General features: G+C 71.4%; 7 protein-coding genes. 2 read left to right on the top strand and 5 right to left on the bottom strand.

The window, feature by feature from the left end; genetic code table 11:
- Nucleotides 1-45 precede the first annotated feature (45 nt).
- Together ACFRCR_RS14510 and ACFRCR_RS14515 are read right to left on the bottom strand one after the other, a co-directional pair.
- Entirely contained in the window at nucleotides 46-654 is a 609-nt protein-coding gene (locus ACFRCR_RS14510) for a GNAT family N-acetyltransferase (RefSeq protein WP_377678488.1), read from the bottom strand.
- Nucleotides 651-2,423, bottom strand: coding sequence for a glycoside hydrolase family 9 protein (locus tag ACFRCR_RS14515; protein WP_377678490.1), 1,773 nt, complete (start codon nucleotides 2,421-2,423; stop codon nucleotides 651-653). The genes ACFRCR_RS14510 and ACFRCR_RS14515 overlap by 4 nt, the downstream gene beginning before the upstream one ends.
- A gap of 212 nt (nucleotides 2,424-2,635) precedes the next feature.
- Here ACFRCR_RS14515 and ACFRCR_RS14520 point away from each other — a divergent pair, with 212 nt between their 5' ends.
- Nucleotides 2,636-4,171, top strand: a complete 1,536-nt coding sequence (locus tag ACFRCR_RS14520) for an APC family permease (RefSeq protein WP_377678492.1) — start codon at nucleotides 2,636-2,638, stop codon at nucleotides 4,169-4,171.
- Nucleotides 4,172-4,242: 71 nt separating this feature from the next.
- Here ACFRCR_RS14520 and ACFRCR_RS14525 read toward each other — a convergent pair whose 3' ends face one another.
- Both ACFRCR_RS14525 and ACFRCR_RS14530 read right to left on the bottom strand, forming a co-directional pair.
- On the bottom strand, nucleotides 4,243-5,976 hold the full coding sequence (locus ACFRCR_RS14525; protein WP_377678494.1) for a M20/M25/M40 family metallo-hydrolase: 1,734 nt from the start codon (nucleotides 5,974-5,976) through the stop codon (nucleotides 4,243-4,245).
- A gap of 193 nt (nucleotides 5,977-6,169) precedes the next feature.
- On the bottom strand, nucleotides 6,170-6,679 hold the full coding sequence (locus ACFRCR_RS14530; protein ID WP_377678496.1) for a hypothetical protein: 510 nt from the start codon (nucleotides 6,677-6,679) through the stop codon (nucleotides 6,170-6,172).
- A gap of 97 nt (nucleotides 6,680-6,776) precedes the next feature.
- Here ACFRCR_RS14530 and ACFRCR_RS14535 point away from each other — a divergent pair, with 97 nt between their 5' ends.
- Nucleotides 6,777-7,514 carry an MIP/aquaporin family protein gene (locus tag ACFRCR_RS14535; RefSeq protein WP_138826684.1) on the top strand — a complete coding sequence of 246 codons (738 nt, stop codon included), beginning with the start codon at nucleotides 6,777-6,779 and terminating at the stop codon, nucleotides 7,512-7,514.
- A 113-nt stretch (nucleotides 7,515-7,627) separates the two neighbouring features.
- Here the strand turns inward: ACFRCR_RS14535 and ACFRCR_RS14540 are convergent, their stop codons facing one another.
- Entirely contained in the window at nucleotides 7,628-8,041 is a 414-nt protein-coding gene (locus ACFRCR_RS14540) for a TetR/AcrR family transcriptional regulator (RefSeq protein WP_377678498.1), read from the bottom strand.
- Between the last annotated feature and the right edge of the window lie 57 nt (nucleotides 8,042-8,098).

Here is an 8,098-nt window from a genome sequence, read left to right on the forward strand (position 1 = left end):
GGGGGGGGGGGGCCGGGGGCCCGGCCCCCCCCGCCCCCGCGCCGCTCATCGCAGGTCCATGACCATGGTCGAGCCCCAGTCCTGGTCCCTGACCGACACGAAGCCGACGCGCTCGTAGAAGGCGCGTGCACCGGGGTTGCCCGACCCCACCCCCAGGTGGAGCCCGGGCACTCCCCGCTCCCGGAGCCTCGCCACGAGCTCGGCGATCAGGCGGCGCCCCACCCCTGCCCCCTGGCAGCGGGGCAGCAGGTCGACGTGCAGGTGCGCCGGGTACCTCTCGTAGAGCTCGTCGGGAGAGGGTCGGACGTCGTGGAGGTGCGCGACACGCTCCCAGTCGTGCGTGCCGTCGCGCGGGTCCACGGCCAGGTCCCGCGGGTACTGCGCGCGGAGCGCCGGCCACCACGCCACCTCGAGCCACTCCTCGAACGCGAGCGTGTCCTCCGTGCCCACGACGTAGCCTCCGAGGCCGTGCTCGTCGACGTGGACGATCGTCAGACCCGGGTCCGCCACGGGGTACGGGCCCGCGTAGACGTGCCCGAGCAGGTGCGGGTTGGTGTACAGGTCCGAGGCGTCGCGCCCCGAGTCGCCGGTCCGCAGGCACACGTCGTACATCCCGGGAAGGTCGAACGGCTCGAACGTCCGCAGCCCGCTCACCGGACCGCGCTCACGGCGAGCAGGAACCAGCCCGTGTGGGGGATCCACTGCTCGGCCCACCGCCAGGAGTCCCCGCCCTCGGCGGGCCCCGGGGGCATGAAGGCGACGTCCCGCTCGTCGTCGAACCCGCTCGTGATCCCGTTGAGTATCCCGCCAGGCACGTTCTGGAACGCCGTGGAGTACTCGACGTTGTTGGCCCCCCTGCCCTGGAGCATCGACGCGTCGAACGGGTTCAGGCCGGTGACCCAGTGGACCTGGTCGTCGGCGAGACGAAGGAGCCGTGCCCGGGCGTCGGGCGGGCACTCGTCGAGCTCGGCGCACCGGACGGCCGCGTAGGCGACCGAGCAGATGTTGGCGTTCTCGCCCTGCCACCAGTACCCGGTCTCGTTGGCGTGCGGGTAGAAGAACGCGGTGCGTGGTCCCTCGCCGTCGGCCTGCACGTACTGGCGCAGGTAGCCGAACGGGTTCGGGACGTCGTCGACCCTGCTCGCGGTCGCGAGCGCCAGCGCGAGGGCCGTGCGCCGGGCGAGCGCCGCCAGGGTGACGTCATCCCCCGCACCGGCCTCGGCGAACCGCAGCAGGGCGACCTGGGGCAGCCCGGTCTCGGCGGCGTGGAAGTACGGGCGCCCGAGCACGTCGCCCTCCAGGAAGCCGATCCCGTCCGGGTCGGTGCGGTACCGGTCGCAGAGCGACGTGGCGCGGCGACGCGCGGCGGCCTCGGCTCGTCGGAGGACCCCGTCGTCCGCCGGGAGCCCTGCGGGGTCGCGGAGGGCGACGACCAGCTCGGACGCCGCGAGGAGGGCGCAGTAGTCGTCGATCACGGACTCCTCGCCGTCGAACAGGTAGTCGCGGTTGCGGGACTCCAGGTGCTCGAACCCGCGGACGGCCGCGGCCAGGTAGTCGGCGCGGGTCAGCTCGCCGTCGTCGTCGAGCGTCGAGGCGCGCGCGAGCGCGGCGATCGCGAGGCCGCCCCCGTGCCGGTACGCGGCCTGCCACCGCTGCGTACGCACCGAGTCCTGGAGAGGTGCCGTGATCACGCGCTCCTGCAGGTCCTTCGTGAGCGCGTCGAAGATGCCGGTGTAGAAGTAGCCCTCAGGAGCCTGGAAACGGACCAGGAAGTCGGCCCCGAACAGCGCCTCGTCCCGGAGCCGGTTCCCCTGTCCCTTCCAGAGGTCCGGGTGCCGGTGCTCGAGCTCGTCGCGGGCCGACATGAGCGCCCACGCGCACAACGGGATCTGTTGGGGGCTCATCATGCGCGTGTAGGTCAGGTGGCTGAGGAACTTGGAGAAGTCTCCCGACGCGTCGAGCCAGCCGCCCCTCGCGTCGACCTCGCGGCCCGAGTCGTCGCCGTAGAACCGCGCGTGACGGTCCTTGCGGTCGATCTCGCCCGAGGAACGGACCGCGCGAAAGTACGAGGCCACGTCCGACACGGTCGAGTACTGGAGACGGTGCTCGCCCACGATCACGTCGCGCGAGGCGTGCACCGTGCCCGACGCGACGACCTCGACCCGGTAGGTCCCGGACGCGAGGTGATCAGGCAGGTCGATGCGGCGGTAGGTGCCGGTGGTCCAGCCGTCGACCTGCGTCTCCGGGCCGACCGCGAGGCCCACCACCCGGGCCGCGTCACCGGTGTCCGGACCGTCCGTGCGCACGAGGCGCGCGGACGTGACGTCGACGGGGACGGGGGTGGCGACCACGGCCTTCTTCGTCCCGTCCGTGGCGTAGCCGAGGTGGTTCACGAGGACCGTGACCGGCGCGGTGAGCCTCATACGTCCACCTGCTTCGTCACGCCCTGCCGGGGACGGCCGTTCGTCGCTGTCATCGCTCTCCACCGTTCGTCGCATCCGTACCACTAGATACCAGAAGATACATCACAAGACACTGTGGACGGTGCCTCCCGGAGACCGGAGCGACCGGCGGCCATCGCTCCAGTCTGTCGGCCCGCCGCGCGTGATGCGGGCCAGGCGGACAGACTGGAGCGATGGCCAGAGGTGTTCTACGACTCAAGTCCGTCGAGGAGTCGCTCGCGTCGCTCGACGACCCCGAGCGCTCCCTCAAGCGCGATCTCAACGCCTGGGACCTCGCGGTCATGGGCGTCGCGGTCGCGGTGGGGGCGGGCATCTTCTCGGTCGGCGCGACCGCCGCCGCGAACTTCGCCGGGCCGTCGGTCATCATCTCGTTCGTCATCGCCTCGATCGTGTGCGCCCTCGCCGTCATGTGCTACGCCGAGTTCGCCTCGGCGCTGCCGGTCGCGGGCTCGGCCTACACCTTCTCCTACGCGACGATGGGCGAGCTCGTCGCGTGGATCATCGGCTGGGACCTGATCCTGGAGATGCTGCTCGCGGCGGCCGTGATCGCGAAGTTCTGGGGCATCTACCTCGCGGACGCGTTCGCGCTGTTCGGCATCGACCTGCCGCTGAGCATCCCGATCGGCCCCGTGGACCTCGAGTGGGGGCCCGTGTTCATCGTCGGGGTCTTCACGACGCTCCTCGCGATCGGGACCAAGCTCAGCAGCCGCATCAACAGCGTGTTCACCATCATCAAGGTCGCGATCACGCTGTTCGTGATCGTCGTGGGCTTCTTCTACGTCAAGGCCGAGAACTACACGCCGTTCATCCCGCCGTCGCAGCCCGCCCCCGAGAAGACGGCTCTCGAGCAGCCGTTGTTCGCCTTCCTCACGGGCCTCGAGCCGACGACGTACGGCGTCATGGGCCTGCTCGCGGGCGCGGCGCTCGTGTTCTTCGCGTTCATCGGGTTCGACGTCGTCGCGACCACCGCCGAGGAGGCCAAGAACCCGCAGAAGACCATCCCGAAGGGCATCCTCAGCGGCCTCGCGGTCGTCACCGTCCTGTACATCCTGGTGACGCTCGTCGTCACGGGCATGGTCCCGTACACCGACCTCGCGGCCTCCGACGACCCGTCGCTCACGACGGCCTTCATCCTGGTGGGCGCGGACTGGGCCGGGCGCGTCATCTCGGTCGGCATCCTCGTCGGCCTGACGACCGTCATCATGGTGCTGCTCCTGGGGCTCACGCGCGTCATGTTCTCGATGAGCCGCGACGGCCTGCTGCCGCGCGGCGTCTCCAGGACCTCGCACCGGTTCCACACCCCGGTCCGTCTCCAGGTGGGAACCGGCATCGTGGTCGCGCTCATCGCAGGCCTCGCGCAGGTCGAGCTGCTCGAGGAGATGATCAACATCGGGACGCTGTCGGCGTTCGTGCTCGTGAGCTTCGGCATCCCGATCCTGCGCCGCACACGTCCCGACATAGCGCGCGGCTTCCGCGTCCCCTGGTCCCCCGTGCTGCCGATCTTCTCGGGCGTCGCGTGCCTGTGGCTCATGACGAACCTGACGACGCTGACGTGGCTGCGGTTCCTCGTGTGGGTCGTGATCGGGCTCGTGCTCTACGCGTCGTTCGGGTACCGCAACAGCCTGCTCTCGAAGCGCAACGTCGCGGCGCGCGAGGCGGAGACTGCCGCGGCAGCAGGCCCGCCGGGCGACCCGGCCTCGCCGGCCTGACCTTCCCGTGCCCGACGGCGATCCCTCCCCCGGCGAGAGTCTCGCCGGGGGAGGGGTCGCCGTCGGCGACGTCAGCAGGTGAGCGCCGCGTAGTCGAGCGTGTACGTCTCCTGCGAGCCCGCGTCGTCCCACGCCCTGACGGTCACGCTGCCCGCCGCGAGCGCACCCGTCCGGGTGTTGAACTTCTGCTGCGCGATCTTGCCCGGGTTCACGTGGTTGAACGTCTTCTCCCCGAACGGCGTCGTGATGCGCACGTCGAGCGGGCGGTCCTCGCCGTTGGTCGTGACGACCGAGAGCTGGACGACGTCGCCCGTGCACCGCGCCGTCGCGGTCAGGTTCGTCAGCTCCGGGTCGACGGGCGAGACCACGCCGTTGATCGCCGACGTGTCCGCCGCGAGCGACGCCGTGGCGTGCGCGATCGCCTTGGACGTGATGTCGAGCGCGACCGGGTCGACGTTGTCGATGTCGTCGTTCGCCGAGTGGTAGTTCGGGTCCTGCCAGATCCCCGCCGTGCCGCCGAACAGCGCGACCTCGGCCTCGGTCTTGACGTCGTCGGCGCCCGTGAACAGGCCGGACGCCGGGACGCCGTTCGCGATGAACGCCTGGTAGTCCGAGCGGCCCGAGAACTCCGAGTCGACCCATGCCTGCCCGATCCCGTCGAAGTAGTCCGTGAAGACGTCCTCGGTCTCGGGCGAGCCCGGCGGCACCTCGACCGGCGCCGGGTACGTCGACTCGTCGGCGTCGTAGACCCCGATCACGTAGTTCGGCGAGCCCACCATGTCGAAGTTCAGGTACGTCGCGATCTGGTCGAGCGCGGCCGGGTCGTTCGCGACGAGGTCGTCGACGTAGTGCGTCGACCCCAGCAGCCCCACCTCCTCGGCGCCCCACCAGGCGAAGCGCACCTGGTTGTCGAGCGGACCGCCGTGCTCCGCGAGCTGGACCGCGGTCTCGAGGATCGCGGCCGAGCCCGACCCGTTGTCGTTGATGCCCGGACCCTCCGGCACCCCGTCGAGGTGCGCGCCGATCATGACGACGTTGTCGGCCCGGCCCGTGCTCGTCTCCGCGATGACGTTGAACGTCGTGTGCGAGACCGTCGAGGTCTGGAGCACGTACGTCGCGTTCGTCTGCCCGCCTGCGACCCCGGCGACGATCGCCTGGCCGTCGGCCTGCGTGATGCCGACCGTGGGCACCCACGCGTCGCTGGGCGCGCCGAGCGTCGGGCTGATCGGGCCTGCCGTGTTGTTGTAGATGATGACGGCCGCGGCGCCCGCGGCGGCGGCGTGCTCGACCTTGAGCGAGAAGTTGCAGGACCCTCGGCTGACCAGGGCGACGCCGCCCGTGGCCGCGACCCCGGCCCACGCGTCGGCCGTGCAGCCCTGCTTGAGGGCGTCGGCCGGCTGGACGACCGGTCCCGTGACGCCTTCCGGCGGGGTGTCGGGCGCGAACTCCGCGGGGAAGACGCTCTGCGTGACCGCGACCCCGCCGGCCGTGAGCGACAGCTCGTCGGTCACGAGGTCCTCGAACGTGAAGTACTGGCGCTCGGGCGTGTACCCGGCGTCGGTCAGGACCTGCTCGACGTACGCGGCGCTCGCCTCGTACCCCGGGGTCTCCAGCGCGCGGTTGCCGCCGTTGGCGTCCGCGACGGCCTGGAACTGCTCGAGGTGCTCCATGACGGCGGCGCCCGTGACGTGGTCCTCGAGCGGGGCGGGTGGTGCCGGCGGCGCAGCGGCGGCCGGCGGGACGAACACCGCGGCGAGCCCCAGGCTCAGCGCGGCGACGGACGGGACGATCGGACGTGTTCTCACACTCGTTCTCCTCCACTGGTCTCCCAGCAGCAGACCGCACACTCGACGCGACGCTGCGGGAGTTCGGTTGTCGCGAGCGTACGGGCAAGGCGCGAGACGCGACACAGGAACGGCGCAACGCCGAGGGTGACGCACGCCTGCGCCGACGGTGACGGAACCGCCCGCCCAGGGTGACGGCGACACCCGCCCAGGACTACGGGACCGTCCCGACCCCGTCCAGCGGGGTGATCAGGGCCCACCCGTCGCCGGACCCGGGGAGCTGGAAGGCCTCGGCGTCCTTGAGGTACAGGCGCACCTCGCCGTCGACGTCGAGCGGGTCGCCCTCGGGGTACGTCCCGCTCGAGCACGTCGGGGGCGTCGAGACGACGTCCAGGCGTTCGCCCGGCTCCGCATCTCCCTTCGCGACCGACCCGACGTCGACCGACCACACGTTCGCCTCGACACCGAACATCGAGCGGGTCCCGGCCTGCTCGACCACGGTCGCGTCGACCACGAGGTCGGCCTGCTCGGTCCGGGCCGCGTCGTCCGGGAAGGAGGCCCAGCTCACGCACGTCTCGCTCCGGGTCCCGGCCACGCAGGCAGCGAGCAGCACGGTCAGCACCCCCGCCGCGGCGACCACGACCAGTGGTGCGACGACAGGCCGCGGCGAGCGACGCCGTCGGGCCTGGTGTGTCCCAGGACCCGCCTGAGCCTCATGCTCCATGACGGGCAGTGTCCCCGATCCCCGGGGATCGCGCGAGACCCCGTCTCGCGGGGTGTCGCGTCGTGCGGCCGCCGCCGACGCCTGGCAGGGTGTCCGCATGGATCCGGACTACTCCCTCGCGGTGCGCGCCGCGTGCGAGTTCATCGGCACGGCGATTCTCATCATCATCGGCAACGGCACCGTCGCGAACGTGCACCTCAAGGGGTCCAAGGGGTACGGCGGCGGCTGGAGCCTCATCGCGATGGGCTACGGGTTCGGCGTCATGATCCCGGCGCTGATGTTCGGCGGGATCAGCGGGAACCACATCAACCCGGCGTTCACGATCGGGCTCGCGACGTGGGGCCTGTTCCCGTGGGCCGACGTCGCGCCGTACGTCGTCGCGCAGATGCTCGGGGCCATGGCGGGGCAGCTCGCGATCGTCGCGACCCACAAGCCGTACTACGACCGCACCGAGAACGTCGACGACGTGCTCGCGACCTTCTCGACGGTCAACGCCGCGCACAGCCGCGTGAACGGGTTCGCGAACGAGCTGCTGGGCTCGGTCATCCTGTTCTCGTGCGCCCTGGCGATCGTCAACTCGCCGCTGACCACGACCGAGCCCGGGCTCGCGCACATGGCCCTCGGCTTCCTCGTGTGGGCGCTCGTCGCGGGGCTCGGCGGGCCGACCGGCCCGGCACTCAACCCGGCTCGAGACCTCGGGCCGCGCATCGTGCACGCGCTCCTGCCCCTCAAGCACAAGGGCCCCTCCGACTGGGGCTACGCGTGGGTGCCCGTCGTCGCGCCGCTGCTCGCGGGGCTCATCGGGGTGGGCTGCTGGAAGCTGCTGCTCGGCTGAGCCGTGGGGTCCGACGGCGGAGCGAGCGCCCAGCGGTCGGGTCACCCTCGGCGGGCGGGCGCGACACCCTCGACGGGCGCGGGCCGCGATCACTCGACGGGCGCGGGCCGCGATCAGAGGCCCGCGACCAGCTCCAGTACCGCGGCCAGGACCTCGTCGAACTTGCGCTCGGGCTGGAACACGAGCCACTCGAGCCCCGCGACGAGCGTGGCCCCGAACACCGACGCCGCGAGCAGCGACACGTCCGCCCCGGGTCGTTCCTCGCGCAGCGCGGCCGCGTAGAACTCGATGACGCGCGCACGGATGTGCCCGACGGTCTCCTGCCACTCGCGCCCGACCCGGAAGACCTCGGCCGCGAGGAGCTTCGCGAAGTCGGGGTGGGCGCTGATCTGCTCGAGGAGCGACGCGATGAGCGCCCCGAGCGCCTCCTTGCCCTGCAGCCCTGCGCGGGCCTCGGAGAGGGTGAGGGTGAGGCGTGGGGGGGCGCCCGCCCGCGCGGGCGCGCACACCGACGCCGTTGGGCCCAAGGTGGTGTTTTACAGTGTGGTTTTAAAAAAAATAGGGGGCGCCGCATAAGATTGGGT

Origin of the sequence: Oerskovia sp. NPDC056781, from assembly GCF_042789955.1 — a bacterium.
GTDB classification, from domain to species: Bacteria; Actinomycetota; Actinomycetes; order Actinomycetales; family Cellulomonadaceae; genus Oerskovia; species Oerskovia rustica.